This window comes from Parasphingorhabdus sp., from assembly GCF_059726685.1.
Window position 1 is genome coordinate 3,207,580 of sequence record NZ_AP041068.1, and the last position, 18,034, is coordinate 3,225,613.

19 protein-coding genes and 1 tRNA gene are annotated in these 18,034 nt (G+C 53.7%); 8 read left to right on the plus strand and 12 right to left on the minus strand.

All coding sequences use genetic code 11. The annotated features are described in order from the left end of the window. Positions 1-138: 138 nt before the first annotated feature. Positions 139-213 (minus strand) — tRNA-Gln (locus AC6I9Z_RS15770). A 92-nt stretch (positions 214-305) separates the two neighbouring features. Beyond that, positions 306-1,403 carry a branched-chain amino acid aminotransferase gene (locus AC6I9Z_RS15775; RefSeq protein ID WP_461459039.1) on the minus strand — a complete coding sequence of 366 codons (1,098 nt, stop codon included), beginning with the start codon at positions 1,401-1,403 and terminating at the stop codon, positions 306-308. A 92-nt stretch (positions 1,404-1,495) separates the two neighbouring features. On the opposite strand from AC6I9Z_RS15775, the gene AC6I9Z_RS15780 reads away from it, so the two are divergent. Further along, complete coding sequence (locus AC6I9Z_RS15780) at positions 1,496-2,008, plus strand: MarR family winged helix-turn-helix transcriptional regulator (RefSeq protein ID WP_254054288.1); 513 nt, start codon at positions 1,496-1,498, stop codon at positions 2,006-2,008. Positions 2,009-2,216: 208 nt separating this feature from the next. Here AC6I9Z_RS15780 and AC6I9Z_RS15785 read toward each other — a convergent pair whose 3' ends face one another. From AC6I9Z_RS15785 to AC6I9Z_RS15800, 4 genes are all read right to left on the minus strand, one after another. Beyond that, positions 2,217-3,029 (minus strand): pyrroline-5-carboxylate reductase family protein, encoded by an 813-nt coding sequence (locus AC6I9Z_RS15785; RefSeq protein WP_461459041.1) that lies wholly within the window; start codon positions 3,027-3,029, stop codon positions 2,217-2,219. Positions 3,030-3,040: 11 nt separating this feature from the next. Further along, a complete protein-coding gene (locus tag AC6I9Z_RS15790) occupies positions 3,041-3,547 on the minus strand; it encodes a type III secretion system chaperone family protein (RefSeq protein WP_109355704.1) in 507 nt (168 codons plus the stop codon). A gap of 171 nt (positions 3,548-3,718) precedes the next feature. Beyond that, the gene (locus AC6I9Z_RS15795) at positions 3,719-4,081 is read right to left on the minus strand and encodes an accessory factor UbiK family protein (protein WP_461459044.1); all 363 of its coding nucleotides are present in this window, start codon (positions 4,079-4,081) and stop codon (positions 3,719-3,721) included. 43 nt (positions 4,082-4,124) lie between these two features. After that, a complete protein-coding gene (locus tag AC6I9Z_RS15800) occupies positions 4,125-4,673 on the minus strand; it encodes a TspO/MBR family protein (protein WP_461459046.1) in 549 nt (182 codons plus the stop codon). Between the two features lie 300 nt (positions 4,674-4,973). Here AC6I9Z_RS15800 and AC6I9Z_RS15805 point away from each other — a divergent pair, with 300 nt between their 5' ends. Then, positions 4,974-6,803 (plus strand): ABC transporter transmembrane domain-containing protein, encoded by a 1,830-nt coding sequence (locus tag AC6I9Z_RS15805; RefSeq protein WP_461459048.1) that lies wholly within the window; start codon positions 4,974-4,976, stop codon positions 6,801-6,803. 283 nt (positions 6,804-7,086) lie between these two features. On the opposite strand, the gene AC6I9Z_RS15810 is transcribed toward AC6I9Z_RS15805, so the two are convergent. From AC6I9Z_RS15810 to AC6I9Z_RS15825, 4 genes are all read right to left on the minus strand, one after another. After that, entirely contained in the window at positions 7,087-7,539 is a 453-nt protein-coding gene (locus AC6I9Z_RS15810; RefSeq protein WP_461459050.1) for an ExbD/TolR family protein, read from the minus strand. Positions 7,540-7,582: 43 nt separating this feature from the next. Then, positions 7,583-8,104: an ExbD/TolR family protein gene (locus AC6I9Z_RS15815; RefSeq protein ID WP_109355699.1), complete on the minus strand. Its 522-nt coding sequence runs from the start codon at positions 8,102-8,104 to the stop codon at positions 7,583-7,585. A gap of 125 nt (positions 8,105-8,229) precedes the next feature. Continuing rightward, entirely contained in the window at positions 8,230-8,997 is a 768-nt protein-coding gene (locus AC6I9Z_RS15820) for a MotA/TolQ/ExbB proton channel family protein (RefSeq protein WP_461459052.1), read from the minus strand. Positions 8,998-9,080: 83 nt separating this feature from the next. Beyond that, positions 9,081-9,740 (minus strand): energy transducer TonB, encoded by a 660-nt coding sequence (locus tag AC6I9Z_RS15825; protein WP_109355697.1) that lies wholly within the window; start codon positions 9,738-9,740, stop codon positions 9,081-9,083. A gap of 264 nt (positions 9,741-10,004) precedes the next feature. Between AC6I9Z_RS15825 and AC6I9Z_RS15830 the strand changes: the two genes are divergently transcribed. Both AC6I9Z_RS15830 and AC6I9Z_RS15835 read left to right on the plus strand, forming a co-directional pair. Then, positions 10,005-10,856 (plus strand): hypothetical protein, encoded by an 852-nt coding sequence (locus AC6I9Z_RS15830; RefSeq protein ID WP_461459055.1) that lies wholly within the window; start codon positions 10,005-10,007, stop codon positions 10,854-10,856. A gap of 138 nt (positions 10,857-10,994) precedes the next feature. Continuing rightward, positions 10,995-12,293: a homoserine dehydrogenase gene (locus tag AC6I9Z_RS15835; protein WP_461459056.1), complete on the plus strand. Its 1,299-nt coding sequence runs from the start codon at positions 10,995-10,997 to the stop codon at positions 12,291-12,293. A gap of 11 nt (positions 12,294-12,304) precedes the next feature. Here AC6I9Z_RS15835 and AC6I9Z_RS15840 read toward each other — a convergent pair whose 3' ends face one another. Next, a complete protein-coding gene (locus AC6I9Z_RS15840; protein ID WP_461459058.1) occupies positions 12,305-12,796 on the minus strand; it encodes a hypothetical protein in 492 nt (163 codons plus the stop codon). A 57-nt stretch (positions 12,797-12,853) separates the two neighbouring features. Between AC6I9Z_RS15840 and glpX the strand changes: the two genes are divergently transcribed. The 3 genes from glpX to AC6I9Z_RS15855 are packed head-to-tail and all read left to right on the plus strand — an operon-like array spanning position 12,854 to position 15,700. Then, on the plus strand, positions 12,854-13,825 hold the full coding sequence (glpX, locus tag AC6I9Z_RS15845; RefSeq protein WP_109355694.1) for a class II fructose-bisphosphatase: 972 nt from the start codon (positions 12,854-12,856) through the stop codon (positions 13,823-13,825). Positions 13,826-13,828: 3 nt separating this feature from the next. Beyond that, complete coding sequence (locus AC6I9Z_RS15850; RefSeq protein ID WP_461459060.1) at positions 13,829-15,100, plus strand: alpha/beta hydrolase; 1,272 nt, start codon at positions 13,829-13,831, stop codon at positions 15,098-15,100. Next, complete coding sequence (locus tag AC6I9Z_RS15855; RefSeq protein ID WP_461459062.1) at positions 15,101-15,700, plus strand: uracil-DNA glycosylase family protein; 600 nt, start codon at positions 15,101-15,103, stop codon at positions 15,698-15,700. It abuts the gene before it with no gap. On the opposite strand, the gene AC6I9Z_RS15860 is transcribed toward AC6I9Z_RS15855, so the two are convergent. Beyond that, positions 15,684-16,175: a flavodoxin family protein gene (locus AC6I9Z_RS15860; RefSeq protein ID WP_461459064.1), complete on the minus strand. Its 492-nt coding sequence runs from the start codon at positions 16,173-16,175 to the stop codon at positions 15,684-15,686. The genes AC6I9Z_RS15855 and AC6I9Z_RS15860 overlap by 17 nt on opposite strands. A 65-nt stretch (positions 16,176-16,240) precedes the next feature. Here AC6I9Z_RS15860 and recJ point away from each other — a divergent pair, with 65 nt between their 5' ends. After that, complete coding sequence (gene recJ, locus AC6I9Z_RS15865; RefSeq protein WP_461459066.1) at positions 16,241-18,007, plus strand: single-stranded-DNA-specific exonuclease RecJ; 1,767 nt, start codon at positions 16,241-16,243, stop codon at positions 18,005-18,007. The last annotated feature ends 27 nt before the right edge of the window (positions 18,008-18,034 follow it).

Below are 18,034 nucleotides of genomic sequence, written 5' to 3' on the forward strand. Positions count from 1 at the left end.
GGAATTTTACCAAAACGGCCATCGATTTCTTCGTCTGGAAGGCACGTTTCATCCAAATCGGTGCGAATTTACAGGTCGTTGTGGAGATAATGAGCAGCAGTGATTCGATTTGTTATATTGCAAGGGCAACAGATCGAATGGTTGGGGTGGCAGGATTCGAACCTGCGCATGGCGGCATCAAAAGCCGCTGCCTTACCACTTGGCGACACCCCAATATTGGCCGCTTCATTCGTCAGCGAAGGGGCCTAATATCCAACTTACCCGAAAGGGGCAAGGGGCAGTTACAGCTATTTTTCTACATTGTTTCAGAACAGGCGTTTGACCCAGCCATGCTTGTCTTCGGCAAGGCCGCGCTGAATATCGACCAGCCGCATCCGCAGTTTCTCGGTCAACTGGCCAGGGCCGCCACCACCGATGGTAAATTCATCGTCCTCGGACCGGACCGTGCCCACCGCTGTCACAACCGCGGCAGTGCCACAAGCGAATGTTTCTCTCAATTTCCCGCTGGCTGCATCTGCACGCCATTGGTCGATGGAATAAGGTTCTTCGCTGACCGTCAGCCCTTCTTCGCGTGCCAGGGTCATTATCGATTCCCGTGTAATTCCCGGCAGAATTGTACCTGTAAGCGGCGGTGTGATCAGTCGTCCGTCGTCCATCACAAAGAACAGGTTCATACCGCCAAGCTCTTCCACCCAGCGTTGCTCGGCAGCATCAAGAAACACCACCTGATCGCAATTCTGATCAATCGCTTCGGCCTGCGCGACTAGACTGGCCGCATAATTGCCGCCGCATTTGGCGGCTCCGGTACCGCCAGGAGCGGCACGGGTATAATCCTTCGATACCCAGATTGTAATCGCTGACGCGCCGGCCTTGAAATAGGCACCGACTGGCGATGCGATCACCATATAGAGATATTCCTTCGCAGGACGAACCCCCAGAAACACTTCACTGGCGAACATGAACGGCCGCAAATAAAGGGACCCGCCTTCGGCGGAGGGAAACCAGTCGCGGTCAATATCGACCAGTGCTTCAACAGACTTCAGAAAAACCGACTCTGGCAGTTCTGGCATCGCCATTCGCTGTGCCGATGACTGGAAACGCCGGGCATTCTGTTCAGGGCGAAACAGGGCGGTCGTGCCATCTGCCAGGCGATAGGCCTTCATCCCTTCAAATATTTCCTGCGCATAGTGCAATACCGATGACGCGGGATCCATCGGGATAGGCGCGCGCGCTGTTATTTTGGCATCATGCCAGCCCTGTCCCTCTGTATAACGGATGACCGCCATGTGGTCCGTGAACAGGTTTCCAAAGCCCGGATTTTCCAGAAGCTTTGCCCGGTCCGCATCCGATACTGGTGCATCATTCCGTTCAACAAGGATTTCCAGACTATCGTCATGCGCCATATTCTGTCACTTTCGCTGAACTGATGGAAGGGTTTGCAACCTTAATCAGATTATCTTGCAATCCCCAAAGCAGCATGTCAAGATACGTCAACATGGCTGACATATCTCGCCCTTCTGCTTCCCCGGGAGCATCGCCGCTCTTCCTTCGCGAAGACGAAATCAGGCGCGGTGTGGAACTGCTCTATTTTGGCTATACCCGGCTGACCAATGCAATTGACCAGGAGCTTGCCAAACAGGGCCTTGGCCGGGCGCATCACCGGGCGCTTTATTTCATCGCGCGCCAACCGGATTTGACGGTTGGTGAGCTGCTGCGGTTGCTTGCGATTACCAAACAATCTTTGGGCCGGGTTCTGAAGGAATTGCACGATCGGGATCTCGTGGTAACAAAAACCGGCGCTCTGGATCGCCGCCAGAAATTACTTCGATTGACCGATAAAGGCGCCGCTTTGGAAGCAGAGCTGTTCGCGCAGTTACGGGAAAAGCTGTCCGCCGCCTATGTGACCGCGGGACAGGAATCCGTAACGGGTTTCTGGCATGTGCTAGAGGGGCTGGTCCCCGAAAGCGACCGACAGATGGTATTTGACCTACGCAAGGACAAAACCTGAAAGAACAAGGCCTGAACAGCTACAAAGTTTACAAAGTGTACAGGCGCCTTTTGGGCTTTTTTGGCCCGTAATAAGATTCCAAAGTTCACACAATTCTAACTAACCCCGGTATTCGCTCGGCTAGCTCATCCAGCTGGTAACGGGATCAATATACAAAGCGGAGAAAGAGCGCGGTATCACTATCACAGCGCCCGTTCTGTAGGAAAGATCAGGCTTTCGCTTCCTCGGCCATTTCCCGGTTGCGTTCCATCGCCGCTTTCAGGACGTCATGAAGCAGCGCGTTCACCCGGCCGTCAGCATCCAGTACATCCAACCCCTTGCGGGTGACGCCATTCGGGCTGGCCACCCGGTCGGCCAGCACACCCGGATTTAGATCTGATTCAGCAGCCAGCGTCGCGGCACCATCGACCATCGCCAGAGCAAGGCGCTCGGCTTGCGCCTTGTTCATGCCCAACACGGCCGCCGACACGGCCAACGCATCGATAAACCGAAAAAGAAAGGCAGGACCAGAACCCGAAAGGGCAGTTGCGAGATGCATCTGCTCTTCATTCTCAAGCCATTCAGGTGGTCCAAGCGGGGCAAATAACTCATTCATCTGCGCTTTGAGTTCGGCATCCTCCGCTTCGCTGATCAGGATCATCGGTGATTTGGCGACCGTTACAGCCATGTTGGGCATTAGCCGGAGAATTTTACCTGCGTCCGGAAAAGCTGTCCGCAAAATATCAATTTCGGTCCCGGCCAACACAGAAACGATATGTGTGCTTTCGTGCACCAATGGTGCGAGTTTCACTGCGACATCGTCCAGCTGATAAGGCTTCATCGCCAGCATCACCAGATCGGGAGATGAACCTTCAGGATAATCCGGCTGCGATTGTAATCCGCCCGGCAGCGCCGATGCATTCGGCTTGACTACAGTGACCTTGTTACCGTCCAGGCCCTGATCAAGCCACGCCTGCAGGATCGCTCCACCCATATTGCCGCAACCGACAAACCAGATGTTCTCAAACCCGTCTCCGATCACGCTTCACTCCTTCAGGCTTCACCCTGCGTATCGATCATGGCATGGGCAATCGCGTCCTGCGGACTTTTGTCGCTCCACAACACGAACTGGAACACGGGGTAAAAGCGCTCCCATTCATCTATCGCCATATCGACAATTGTCTGCGCCTGATCGAGGCCAAGCAGGCCGCTGCCACCCAGCATGATTGCATGCCGGAACAACAGGATATTTTCGTTTGACCAGAGATCAAAATGGCCCAGCCAAAGCTGCTCATTCACCAACCCAAGCGTTTCGTAAATGGCGATTTTCTTGTCATCGGGGACCCGAAGCTCCGGCAGAAGCAGCAATTGCAAAACGTGGTCCTCATTGCGCCAGATCGCCCGCAACTGATAGCTGGTCCAGTTGCCTTTAATCTCGACCGAGATTTCTTCTTCACTGACATGATTGACCGACCAACCGCGTGCCTCGAAAAAAGCGACCAGCATATCTACCGGCGGCGCTTCTTCCTGATCAAGCTCAGACCATATATCGTCAAGCATTACGGTTCCACATCATTTGCATCTTTGCCCCTGCATCAGAGCCTTAGTGGCCTAGCTCAACATGCAGGGCAAGGCGGCGTAATCCCTTGGTCGATATTGTTTGTGGGAAGACTGTGGATAATCAGCGTGGATATTCTGTGGCGAAAAAGTCGACCAGATCCGGGACGAAAACTAGCTGCCTGATTTTGGCGGCGTGGTTTTCTTTGGTGCTGGCTTGCGTGCGGCCGGCTTACGGGCCGCAGGCTTTTTCGCGGCTGTTTTCCGGGCGGCTGGCTTTGCTGCTGCTGATTTTGGTGCGGACTTCTCAAGAGCATCAAGCCGTTTTTTCAATGCATCAGCCTCAGCGCGTGCCTTGGACGCCATTTCCTTGACCGCCTCAAATTCTTCCCGCGACACAAAATCCATGCCGCCGACCCATTCCTTCGCCCGCTCCCGCGCACCCGCCTCGGCTTCGCGGCCAACACCGGCCACTGTTCCGGCCAGCCCGTTCAGTACTTTGGAAAGGTCATCAAAAAATCTGTTCTGGCTTTGCATGTCAATTACTCCGTCTGGGGGTCAGGGTCAGGTTATTACGCTCTTATATCTGGGTACTGGCTGCAGGCACAACAAGAGTTTCTGCACCCGGATTAAGGTCGACAATCTGCTTGTTTAAAATCGCAGCGAAACAGAGCCACGCCAGATAGGGAACCATTAACCAGGCAGCAGCTTTGCGAACACGGCCGAAAACCAGCGTTGTGACAAAAGCCGTCGCAAAAATCATGATCAACAACCAGAAGGCTGCAGATATCTGATGCATGCCGAAAAATAGCGGTGACCAGAAAAGGTTGAGTGCATATTGCACCAGAAACAGAATAATGCCGAGGCCGCGCAGCGGCGCGCCACGGGCATGCATTATCATTGCCAGCGCTATTCCCATCATGGTGTACAGGATCGTCCAGGCAACTCCGAACATCCAGCCGGGTGGCTGTGCCTCCGGCTTAACCAGCGCCTGAAACCAGCGATTTTCCTCGCCTGAACCCGCAACCTGTCCTGATATGAAACCCAATAGAACAATCAGCGGGACGATGAATAAAACCCAGCGCAAAAGCGACATGCGCAATTGGCCTTTAGATGCGATCTGGTTCACGGTTTACTTCCCTTAGCCCAATATGCTCCAGCTTGCCGTCCGGCTTTCAGAGCGAATCATACAGCAGAAAACCGCTATAATATCATCGTTTCTTAGGCAATGTTGCGGCGGTTTTCCAGTGAGTTGCCTGACGCAGTGGCAACGATCCCAATATGGGTCGTTCTGTTGATCTGATCCTTGGCATCGGACAATTTAATCCTATCTAGGAAAGACCGGTCTGATTGCGCATGGGATTTTCCATCCCTATCTGATGGCCAACAGGATTGTGGCGCAAAGGTCCGACTGCTAGGGGCTTCGTTTATGAGTGAAAATACCAATGACAATGCCCCTGAACAGGAGCCGTCAAAGACAGAAAAACCTGCGATTAAAAGAATAGGCAATTTGCGGATGGTCTGGGATCGGGCCATTCGTTATCCAAGGCAGATAGGCTTTGCCGCAATTTCTTTACTGGTCGCCGCCCTGGCGACGTTGGCGATTCCGTGGGGTTTCAAGTCGATCGTCGATGAAGGCTTTGCTTCCGGCGGAGAAGAAATCGCTCCCTATTTTCAAATTCTGCTGGTGATTGTTGCCATATTGGCGGTGGCCACAGCACTTCGCTTCTATTTTGTCAGCTGGCTCGGCGAACGGGTTGTCGCTGATATCAGACTGGCGGTTCAGCGCAATTTACTGCGCCTTGCCCCCGGTTTTTTTGAAGAAAACCGTCCATCGGAAATCGCATCGCGAATGACATCCGATACCGCAATTATCGAACAGACCGTGGGCACCACCGTGTCGGTGGCCCTGCGCAACACCATTGTCGGTGTGGGCGGGATCATATTCCTATTCACACTGGCACCAGCCCTGACAGCGGGATTGTTACTGGGTATCCCGATTGTCATTCTGCCGATCGTTTTCATTGGCCGCAAACTGAGCAGCGTGTCACGGTTCAGTCAGGACCGGGTTGCCGATGTCGGTGCCATGGTTTCTGAAACGCTAGGCGCCATGAAAATCGTCCAGGCCTTTGGTCAGGAAAACCGCGAGCATGAAAGATTTGGCGGCGCGGTAGAAACCACGTTCGAAACCGCAAAGCGGCGGATAAGGCTGCGAGCTGCCTTAACGGCAGTGGTTATCGCGCTGGTATTTACCGGTATTACATTATTGATGTGGCGCGGCGCGATCGGCGTTGCCGATGGAACCATTTCCGGTGGTACAATTGCCGCATTCGTCCTGACCGGCGGACTGGTAGCCGGTGCTTTTGGTGCACTGACAGAGGTTTATGGCGATCTTTTGCGTGCAGCAGGCGCCGCTGGCCGTCTGGCTGAATTGCTTTCCGAAGAGCCGGGCATTGCAGCCCCGGCCTCGCCGATAGCCCTGCCGGAACCACCGCGGGGACAAATCTCGTTCGACAACGTCACCTTCGCCTATCCCACGCGCCAGGAAACCAATGCTCTCAAGAACTTCTCCCTGAAAGTGACGCCGGGCGAAACCGTTGCGGTTGTCGGGCCTTCCGGTGCCGGCAAATCAACCCTGTTTCAGCTCGCACAGCGCTTTTACGATCCACAGGGCGGCAGCGTCCGGATTGATGGTGTGGCCCTGCCCTCCGCCGACCCTGCCGACATTCGGGAGCGGATGGCGCTGGTGCCTCAGGATACCGTGCTATTTGCGGCGTCGGCTCGCGACAATCTGCGTTATGGCATGTGGGATGCGACCGACGAGGAAATCTGGGCAGCGGCCCGCGCGGCCAATGCAGAAAAATTCCTGCTGGAGCTACCCGACGGCCTTGATAGCTTCATGGGCGAAGCAGGAACCCGGCTATCCGGCGGTCAGCGGCAACGGGTGGCAATTGCCCGGGCGTTGCTGCGTCAAACACCGATCCTGCTTTTGGACGAAGCGACATCAGCACTGGATGCAGAGAGCGAAAAGCTGGTGCAGGACGCATTGGACAATTTGATGAAAAACCGGACAACGATTGTCATTGCCCACCGGCTGGCGACCGTTCGTTCTGCTGACCGGATCATCGTCATGGATGAAGGTCAGATTGTGGAGCAAGGCGATCACGACAGCCTGATTGCGAAAAACGGTCTTTATTCGAAGCTGGCAGAGTTGCAGTTTAATGGCAGTGAACAGTCGAAGACTGCCTTGGCGGTCTGAAGCAGAACTGTGGACCACATTTATCTCAGAATTGGTTCTCAGTAGACAGACGATTCCACGTTGTTTGCGTCATGCTTCACCCTGTGAAGACCAGAGGGTGACAACAACAAGCCCACTGCGGTTTGGCGCGACCCAACCAACCTGCTTGAAACTGATCGCCCCCTAACCCACTTTCTCGTTCAAAGTTTTGATGCCAAAGCCGCACACGAAACGCCCGGAACCGGGAATAAAAAAGGGGCAGTGGATCGCTCCACTGCCCCTTTTAAAGCGTTATCGCAAACATTTAGTTCGGCAAACGTGATGCCTTGCTAAAGCTGCTATATTGTTCGTTGCCGACAAAACCAAATTTGCTGACACCGCTAGACTTGATCTCCGCCAATACACGGTCAACGGTCAGATAGGCCGCCACTGCATCCGGTTGGAATTGCAGTTCAGGCTCTGGAACGATTGATTTGGTTTGTATCAGAAAACTTTTAACCTGATTGAGTGTAACAGGCGTATCATTCCACAATATCTGATTGGTGGCCGTAATGCCCAACCGGTTTTTTACCGGATCAATTGGTGGTGGTGGTGGTGGATTTGGATCATCTACAGGCAGGTCCAGTTTAACCGCATGGGTCTGGACCGGGATTGTAATGATGAACATGATGAGCAAAACGAGCAGGACGTCGATCAACGGCGTCGTGTTCATTTCCATCATCGGCTCACCATCATCTTTGCCGCCGCTCATGGCCATTAGTGCGTCTCCTTAAATACTCTAAACTTCATGCCGTTTCGGGCTATTCGATTGCAACCGGTGTCGAGAGAAATCCGACTTTCGCGAAACCCGCGCGCTGCATGGCAAAAATTGCCCCGCCAATGCACCGATAGGGTGTGTTAATGTCACCGCGAATATGCACTTCCGGCATATCTTCCGGCGTCATATTTTCCACACCGCCAAAAGCTTCAATCTGGTTTTCCAGCTGCGTCACGGCTCTTTGCACCAATTCATTCGAATCGATCGGGGTCGTGTTCCAATAGACCCGGCAATTACCGCCTGGATTGGCGCCGGAATATTCCGGATCGCCAGGATCACGTCCGGCAGAGTCAGTCGTGGTAACAGCAAGCAAAACATTTTCAGGTTTCGTTGTTGTCACTTCAAATTCCATAACCGGTAATTCCAACTCCACCGTCTGGATCACAACAGGAACGGCGATCAAGAAAATGATCAGCAAAACGAGCATGACGTCCACCAGCGGGGTCGTGTTAATGTCCGATAGGGGAGTTTCCGCTCCGCCTCCGCCGCCAACATTCATCGCCATAAGATTCTATCCTCTTATAATTATACTTACCGAAATTGCAGGATGACCCTGCGCATTCGAAAATCAGGACCAGCCCAAGCCGTTTGCAGAAACATTGATGTCCGCAAACGGCTTTGGCTAGCGCCTTACTTTTTCGGAGCCGGCTTTGCTGCAGCTGCGGTTGCTGGCTTCGCTGGAGCCCCACCTTTCATTGCGGATGGTTTCACCGCACCGTCGGACGAAATGTAACCAAGAACATCATTTGCAAAATCGCTGAGATCTTCGGCGATACGCTTGTTACGGCCCTGCAGCCAGTTATAGGCAAGAACGGCAGGAACGGCCACACCAAGACCCAGTGCGGTCATGATCAGAGCTTCGCCAACCGGACCAGCAACAGCATCAATTGATGCTTGGCCAGCAATACCAATTTTGATCAGTGCGCGGTAAATACCGATAACCGTACCGAACAGACCGATAAACGGAGACGTTGCACCAACCGTTGCGAGCCATGGAAGACCCGTAGCAAGTTTGGAGTTGATCAAACCTTGTGAACGATCCAGCGAACCGTGCAACCAGTCATGCGCCTCCACAGGGTCGGTCAAACGGGCGTGATCTTCTTCGGCCTTGATACCGTCGTCAACGATCTGACGATACGCACTGTTCTTGTCGAGCTTGGCAGCGCCTTCTTTCAGGCTGTTTGCTTTCCAGAACGAAGAGCGAGCAGCTTGTCCCTGCTTCATAACTTTGTTCTGCTCGAACAGTTTTGAAAACAGAATGTAGAAAGATGATACGGACATAATCGCCAGTACGCCCAATGTGAACCAAGCGATAACGCCGCCCTGCTCCATTGCTTCCCAAAAGCCAAACTGGTTTTGTGGAGCCGTTGCACCGGCCGCTAAGATTTCAATAAACATTATATATTCCCCTCAAGGATGGATTTAATTTCAAAACAGTTTTTGCAGCGGACTGACGGAAGCCAGCCCGCTGCGATTCATAATTATTTCGGTATCTGCCAACGAACCCGGCTAGACCATGTCCCAGCCATTTTGTTGCCCTGACTATCAAGTGCTGGACGGAACCGTGCACGACGCTTGATATTTTTACAGGTGGCTGCGTCCAGATCGCTGTGGCCGCTTGACCCCGTGATCTGACAATCAGAAACACGGCCATTCGCTCCAACCGTAACACGGAAGCTAGTAGTACCTTCGCGTTCCTCACGCAGTGCACGTGATGGATAGTCGTTCGCGTTCGCCCAGTTACCTGGATTACCACGCGGCTCCGGATTTGCCCGCTGCGGTGGAGGCGGCGGTGGAGGCGGAGGCGGTGCAGCAACAACAGGCGCGACTACAGGAGGCGCTACTGGTTGCGTGGATATCACAGGTCTTGGCGCCGCTGGCGGTGCCACGATTGGCGGAGGCGTTACCACTGGTGGTGGTTCAATCGGCTGATCCGGCGGTGGTGGTGGTGGTTCTTCAATCTCTTCGGGCGGTTCTTCTTCTTGGATATCGATCATATCGAGCTCTGATGCCACTTTCTTTACAGCACTATAAGCTAGTCCGGTCACCAAAGCATATCCAAACAGCGCGTGAATAAGAACGACAAGAATAATGGAAATTATCTTGCTCGAACTCATTTGTTGTTGGTCAGCATAAGCCATTCAGAAACATAACTCCTTTTCTTCCCTCGGGAATCGAAACCTCGCAACAAGGTTTTTGTTGAGAACTGTTGGAGTTTTACCCACAGCGATCCCTAGATTCCCCATGACAGCTTTTCGTTGCTTTGAAAGCCGTCTTAAAAATGTTTTAACGTGGTAGATGGAGACAGGCAATCGCTTTGTTAGTTCAGCATTGATTAAGCTGTCGAAAACTCAGAATGACAATTGTTGACAGGTGTCTGCAAAGCGAAATTTCACAGGAAAATCATGCAAAAACTATCGATGACAATCATCACCTTGCTATGGGCAATAACAGCGGATTCTCTTGCTTTTTCTCAATCAAGTACCGCTGCTGATCCATTGCAATATGCCGATCTTGCCGATCTGAGCACCGGCGCACCGATCATTGCCCATGTTACAGTTAAGGAAGCGATTAAAGTCGATCCCGAACGCGCACCAAATGCGCCGCCGGGAACCCAAAGATACTATATTGTAGCGACAACCAACGCGCTGATTCGGGGTCAGGGCGGGATACCGGAAACGATTCGCTACATTATCGACTTGCCGCTCAATGAACGCGGGAAAGCGCCCAAGATAAAGAAAAAGCCATTCATTATTTTCGCGCGCAATCTTTCGGCCACCAATGGCGACGTGCAACTTTCCGCGCCGGATGCGCAGATTGGCTGGACTCCCGCCAGAGATCAGCGCGTCCGATCCATAGTACGTGAAATCGTCGCCCGCAACGCGCCGCCCGCCATTGCCAGTATCGGCAGCGCTTTTCATGTTCCCGGAACAATTATCGGCGAAGGCGAAACACAGATATTCCTGGAAACCGTGTCGCGCGACCCTGTCTCCATCACCATATTGAGCCGCGAAGGTCAGAAAAAAGTCTGGGCAGTATCGCTCAGCGAGATTGTCGATGAGGCAGCACGCGCGCCGGTGCGCAACAGCCTGCTATGGTATCGTCTGGCCTGTTTCTTACCCCAATCTCTACCCGAGGAGGCTCTAACGGGCGATTCGGGTAGCAACGCAAACCAGGCTCGGCGGGATTATAATCTGGTAATACAGGATCTGGGCAACTGCCCCCGATCCCGCCGGCCAGAATATCGGCCTCGATAAGCTTCTTTGCATAGCCTGCTATTGGCTCTTTTATCTAGGTGCAGCAAAGACAGGCTGGCAATATGATGCCGTGACGCTATTAGTCGGCGTCGAACGTCCGATCACTTCGCTTATCAGCCCGAATTCAAGGTCTCCATCATGACAAAACCTCTCCGCATCGCTTTAGCAGGTCTCGGCACTGTCGGCTCCGGCGTCATTCGGTTGATCAATGCAAATGGCTCTATGATTGCGCAGAATGCCGGCCGCCCCATTTCTGTTGTGGCGATCTCCGCACGTGACCGCAATCGCGATCGAGGCGTTGATCTCAGCCCATATAAATGGGTCGATGATATGGATGAGTTCGCCGCCGATCCGGAGATCGATTGTGTCGTTGAAGTGATTGGCGGGTCTGATGGCCCCGCACTCAACCTTGCCCGCAACAGCCTGAAACAAGGAAAATCCTTCGTAACCGCCAACAAGGCGATGATCGCCCATCATGGTATGGAGCTGGCCGGACTGGCCGAAAGCAAAGGCGTTGCATTGAAATATGAAGCCGCTGTTGCTGGCGGCATTCCTGTCATCAAGGGCCTGCGTGACGGCGCATCTGCCAATCGCATAGAGCGGGTCTACGGCATATTGAACGGGACCTGTAACTATATACTCGCAACCATGGAAAAGCATGGCAGCGATTTTGATGCAGTTTTGAAAGACGCTCAGGACCTGGGCTATGCGGAAGCCGATCCCAGTTTTGATATTGATGGCGTCGATGCCGCCCATAAGCTAGCGATTCTTGCCGCGCTTTCCTTTGGTACAGCGGTTGATTTTGACGGTGTCGAAATTTCGGGAATTCGCAATATCATGGCCGCAGATATCGGACAGGCCAAAGCTTTGGGATATCGCATCCGCCTGCTTGGTATGGCGCGCATTGACGGCGAGAAACTATTTCAGCGGGTCAATCCTTATCTCGTCCCGGAAAATCATCCTCTGGCACATATTGAAGGGTCAACCAATGCCGTTGTTGCCGAAGGCAATTTCTCCGGAAGGTTGATGTTTCAGGGTGCCGGCGCCGGTGATGGCCCAACCGCATCGGCTGTAGTCGCCGACCTTATCGATATTGCCCGCGGCGATTGCGGCAGCGTTTTCACCATGTCAGCAGATCAAATGACCGAACGCGAACGCGCGGAAAGCGGTAATCGTACGGGCAAAAGCTATATCCGTTTCGTTGTAACCGATAAACCTGGAGTGCTGGCAGAAATCACCGCCGCCATGCGTGATGCAGAAGTCTCTATCGAGAGTCTGATACAAACCGAAAAGACCGATGAAGGCTCTGTGCTGATTTCTATGGTAACCCATCAAAGCAAGGAACGCGACGTTATCCAAAGTCTTCAAAAGCTATCCGATTCCAGCAGTCTGCAGGGCGCGCCGGTCGTCATGCATCTGTTAAGCGATGAAGATTAGGAATCTTCCGATCACTCGGCCGGATCATTTGCTTTGATCTGCACCTGTTTCACATAGTCTTCATCCGGCACGGTCGGCTCAATGATGCGCCACAGCTTTCCAGCAGGGCCGCCAACCCCGCCACCTGATCCGCCAAAGGATATGCTCATTATCGGTAGCCCTTTGAAACATTTGCGCTCGCTGGCATCAATATAACAGCGACCGGTATTCACATATTCCGCATTTCCTGTCGGAATCGGCTCTCTGATCCTTTGATCCCGCTCAATCAGTTCGGGAAAAGGAAGACGGTATTTGCGGTTGGCATCAAATCTGGCGCAAACGACAATTTCGTCGGGATCGCTATTCTTCAGACAGCCATCGGCATCGACCGCTACCAATTGATGCGCTGTTTCGATCAACTGAAGCGTGCGGTCATCTGCCTCTATCTGGGCATGAGCCGTCTCGAAAAACGTGCTGGAAGTCAGGATTAAAGACAAGGTTATAAGGCTTCTCGACATTGTCATATCGCTCCCCTATCGAGAGTTCAAAATCTGCCCCTTAAAGAAGGACTAGACATTCAAATGCCCAAATCAAGTGATATTCTCGAACGCATTCTCGTATTGGAAATGGTGCGGGTCACCGAGGCGGCAGCTGTATCTGCTTCAAAACTCATTGGTCGAGGTGATGAAAAGGCAGCCGATGCCGCGGCGGTCGAGGCAATGCGGGCCGCGTTGAACGGACTGGATGTTTGCGGAACCGTGGTCATTGGTGAAGGTGAACGCGACGAAGCACCAATGCTGTTTATCGGCGAAAAAGTCGGGCGCGGCTGCGCTGGCGAATCGCCAGAAATTGATATTGCCCTCGATCCGCTGGAAGGCACTACAATCACCGCTAAAGCAGGTGCAAACGCCCTCGCGGTTCTCGCCATTGCCGAGAAAGGCAACCTGCTGAATGCGCCGGACGTCTATATGGACAAACTCGCCGTTGGCCCTGGCTATTCCGACAATATTATCGATCTCAATAAATCTGTTACCGAAAATGTGACAGCCGTTGCCAATGAAAAAGGCGTGGCGCCGGCCGACATCATTGTCTGTGTCCTTGACCGCCCTCGTCATGAGAAGATTATTTCCGAATTGCGCGAAATCGGCTGCGGTATCATGCTCATCCCGGACGGCGATGTGGCGGGTGTCATTGCCACCACCGATGAAGAAACCACTGTCGATATGTATATGGGCAGCGGCGGAGCGCCGGAAGGCGTATTGGCCGCTGCGGCGCTGCGCTGTGTCGGTGGGCAGTTCAAAGGCCGCCTGACCTTCCGCAATGATGACGAGCGTAAACGGGCGCACAAATGGGGTATTGAAGATCTCGATAAAGTCTATGACCTGAAAGAACTCGCCAAAGGTGATGTTATTTTTGCTGCAACCGGTGTGACGGATGGCTCTTTGTTGGAAGGCGTCAAGAAACTCCGCAACGGCATCATGACAACCGAAAGTGTAGTGATGCGCGCGTCTTCCGGCACCGTTCGCTGGGTCAAGAGCGAGCATCGCGGCTGAACCATGGTCAGCGGTACGCTCAAGGCATTATTGGGTGGTTTGAAGCCGCTGGCATTGGGCCTGACGTTTATAGCTACTGGCTGTATCTCACCGGTTGACTATGGCGATATCCGCCACGCAGACTATGTCGCCAACGGGCGATGCAACCCAGCGGCTACAGATATTTCATCCGCCCATTCAACCGATGGTACGAATGGTGAAACAGCGCTGGCCGACAAGCCCTTTTTTGTCGTCACCAGCCGATTGCCCGATTGTCGCAACGAAACCGTCAAATTGCTCAAGCATCGCGGAGATAAAGTTCGCTATGGCCGCTTCGGCGCCCCGCAGGATGTCTTGAATGACAAAGGCAAGGTCGATGGTCGCCGCATCCCGCTGGCCATGTCCAACGAGACACAGTGGTGGACGGATCTGTCCAGAACGATGGGCAATCGTGACGGCCGCGTCTTGCTCTATGTCCATGGCTATCGCGAAACATTTTTCACAAGCTCTCGCGATGCCGCCCAAATTTCACGTCTCACGGGTTTTACCGGTCCGGTCATTCAGTATAGCTGGCCCTCGCAGGGGCAGTTGCTGAAATACGCCGTTGATGAAACCAATATGTATTGGGACGAACGCAACTTTCGGCGGTTCCTGACCAAGCTTGCCCAGCAAGAATGGACCAAGGAAATTGTACTGGTCTCCCACTCACTGGGTGCGCGTTTGGTTTTGCCAGCGGTCGAATTTGTTGACCGGACCGCGTCCAATGGCGATTCGAGTGTCATTTCTAACATCATTCTGGCTTCTCCAGACGTTGACCGACAGGATTTCGAGCGAGATATTGCCGAGGAAATACTGTCTGCCCGGCGGGTCAACAATGATCGCCGGATAACTGTCTATGCTTCGGCAAAAGACTCAGCGCTATCTCTTTCCCATGATGTCCATGGCTATCCGCGATTGGGAAATCCGCGCTGCTTTGACCCGTTCAAAGCGGCGGAACTGAAAGAAAAAGGACTGCCGGAACGCTGCTATGCCGCAAAGTCGCAATATGATGCGCCACCAGAAAAAAGCGGTTTGACCATCGTTGATACCACCGCCGTCAGTCAGGGCCGCGTGGGACATGGCGACTATCTGCGCAGTGCGGTCGCATGCAAAGACTTTGCCGCCGTGGTGAACGGGGGGCGCGGTGCAATGAAGGGACGCGAGCAAACTCATCTATCTTATGTCTTTGCACTCGCCGCTCCGGCAAAGGACGAAGAGTCAAATCATCTGACGATATGCCGCCGCGATGATGAATAAATGACGGACAACGTAAACAAACTTGGCAAGTTGCTTACAGATGTTCGCGCCTGCAAGATTTGCGATGGCCTGCCGCTCGGCCCAAGCCCTTTATTGCAAGCAGGAACGACCTCCAAAATCCTGATTGCCGGGCAAGCACCCGGCAGCAAAACCCATGAAAAAGGGCGTCCCTTTGACGATCAAAGTGGAAAGCGCCTTCGTAAATGGCTCGGCGTGAGCGAAGATCAATTTTATGATCCAGCATTATTCGCGATCATACCGATGGGCTTTTGCTTTCCCGGAACAGGTAAAGGAGGAGACCTTCCGCCCCGCTCCGAATGTGCACCGCAATGGCGGCGGCCTTTGCTTGATCACTTGCCGAATATCGAGCTGACACTGATTCTGGGTCAATATGCCCTCGACTGGCATCTTGGCGACAAGAAATCCAAAACGCTCACCGGGACGGTGGAGCGGTGGGAAGAGTTCTGGCCGGGCGCCCTGCCCCTTCCCCATCCCAGCCCTCGTAATATCCGGTGGTTCAAGGCAAATCCATGGTTTGAAGCAGGTGTCATTCCGGTGCTGCAAGAACGTGTCGCCCGGTTGATCAAAAAACGCCCATAGCGAGACCGGCGGCCAGCGTGGCTCCAATTTCAGAGCACTTCCCTTTATCCGTCTCGGTTATTGTTTTGGGTGCGAGAATTTCCTCTTCGGTCTGCGCATGGGTACAGATTATCGGCGTATCGATGACTTTCTTGAGTCGCCAACCGGTCGCAATCCGCTCCAGCTGTTTTCGCGCATTTTCCCCATCCGAACCTGCACAAATCATCGCAGCATAGGGCCGACCTTCAATCTGGCCCAGCAGCGGATAATAGCAGCGATCAAAAAAAGCCTTCATCACGCCTGCAATTGCCGCCAGATTTTCCGGCGTCGCAAAAATATAGCCATCGGCGGCAAGCATGTCAGCAGGCTTGCAATCCTCGGCCAGTATCAGCGAGATTTTGACATCCTCTTCGCTTTGCGCGGCGGCCGCAGCGGCTTCGGCCATCTGACGGGTGCCGCCGGTATAACTATAATAGACGATAAGCAGGTTTTTCATCCGCCCTGCCCTAACAGCGATCAAAGCAATTGTCAGCGGACCATGGTTCGCGCATAGCTAATGACATGAATGCAGTACTTAATGTCACCCAATCGCTATCCGGCCAGTCTTGGCAATGGCGCAGCACCAGTGCCGATGCTCGCGACCCCGGTTTTCAACCCGATGACCTGGTGACACAGCTGCTGCTGGCCCGCGGCGCAACACGCGAAACACTGGATATCAACAAGGACCCGACGATCCGGGGCTTCATGCCCGATCCATCAGTTTTTCAGGATATGGATGTGGCGGCGGAACGATTGGCACAGGCTGTCCTGAAAAATGAGAATATTACAGTATTCGGCGACTATGACGTTGACGGCGCGACCAGTGCTGCCCTGCTCATCCGCCTGTTCCGTGATCTTGGCCTGGAGGCCGGCTACTACATCCCGGACCGCCTGATGGAAGGTTATGGCCCCTCAGGCGAGGCTTTGGTCAAACTGGGCCAGCAAGGCTCTGATCTCGTCGTTACAGTCGATTGCGGTGCAATGGCCTTTGATGCCCTCGACATGGCACATGCAGCAGGCGTAGAGGTCATCGTTGTTGATCATCATAAATGCGCTGCCGAGCTGCCCAAAGCCAGCGCACTCGTAAATCCCAATCGCCTGGATGAAAGCGATGCCGGGGCCGAACATGGGCATCTCGCCGCAGTCGGCATGGCTTTTCTGTTGAGCGCAGCGCTGGTCCGCAATCTGCGCGGAAAAAGCTTTTTCAAAGACCGCGCCGAGCCGAAATTACTGGAACTGCTGGATATTGTCGCGCTTGGTACCGTTGCCGATGTTGCGCAACTGCGCGGGCTCAATCGTGCCTTTGTGGCGCAGGGACTGAAAATTCTTGCCAAACGCAAAAATGTCGGCCTGTCTGCCCTGATTGATGCCAGTCGCCTGAAACGCGCACCAATATGTTCTGACCTCGGCTTTGCCCTGGGACCAAGGATTAATGCTGGCGGCAGGGTCGGTAAATCCGATCTGGGTGTCCGCTTGCTGACCACCCAAGATCCAGAAGAAGCGCAGAAAATTTCTGCAGAGCTGGACCATTTCAATCAGGAACGCCGTGCGATTGAGGCTCATGTACTGGAAGAAGCGGAGGCCATGTGTTCCTCTCAGCAGAATCAAGCCGTAGCAGTACTATCTGCAAAAGGTTGGCATCCGGGCGTAATCGGTATTGTCGCCGGGCGCATCAAAGAGAAACTGGGCCGCCCTGCAATCATCATTGCCGAGGATGATGAAGGCATCGGAAAAGGATCTGGGCGCTCAATTTCGGGCGTTGATCTGGGCGCCGCCATAATTGCCGCAAAGGAACAGGACCTGCTGATCGCTGGCGGCGGTCACGCAATGGCGGCAGGCGTTACCATCGATGCACAGAAGATTGACGCATTCAGCGAATTCCTGAACGACCGTTTGGCGGAAAATGTGAGCACCGCGCAAGCCGGGAAAGCCTTGTTGCTCGATGCCGTATTGTCACCCAAAGGAGTCAATCCGCTCTTCGTGGAAGCAATGGATGGCGCAGGGCCCTATGGCATGGGCTGGCCAGCGCCGCGGATCGCAGCCGGGCCCGTACGGATCATCAAATGCGACATTGTTGGCAAGGACCATGTCCGGATGATCGTAGCAGGCGACGATGGCGGTTCGATCAAAACCATCGCTTTTCGCGCCGCCGAGAGCGATCTTGGCCAAGCCCTTCTCAGCGCGCCGAAGAATCGGAAGTTGTGGATAGCCGGCCGTGCGAAAATAGACGATTGGGGCAGCCGCCCCGCTGCCGAAATCCATCTGGAAGATGCCGCTTGGGCCGATTAATCCCACGCACTCTGGGGTTCACAATAA